Consider the following 361-nt stretch of genomic DNA (forward strand, 5'->3'; position numbering starts at 1 on the left):
CTCTGCACATTCGGATTCAATGCCAGCCGCTCCAGCAAGGCTTGCGCTTTCCGCATGTCGCCCAGAAAGTCCAGATCGAACAGTCGCTCGCCTACCTGCTGGGCCAGGTCGATGCTGTACAGAAAATACACATCCGCCACGCTGAATTGCTCGCCCGCTACGTAAGGCGCAAAGCGCGCACGCTGGGCCAGTGCGGCAATGCCCTTGATCAGGTCGCGACGCGCCTTGGCCTTCAGGTCCGGCGGTGTGGGCCTGCCACCGATGATCACTTCGGCGTAGCAGACCCGCGCAGGCAGCTCGATGTAGAGTTCGATTTCCTTGGCGATGGTCCAGACCTGAGCCCGCGCGAAGGGGTCGGCAG

General features: G+C 62.3%; 1 pseudogene. It reads right to left on the minus strand.

What is annotated here, in order from left to right:
- A pseudogene (locus tag EE949_RS05150) lies at window positions 1-361 on the minus strand (glutathione S-transferase); the annotation flags it as partial.

Origin of the sequence: Pseudomonas viridiflava, assembly GCF_900602065.1 — a bacterium.
Lineage (GTDB): Bacteria > Pseudomonadota > Gammaproteobacteria > Pseudomonadales > Pseudomonadaceae > Aquipseudomonas.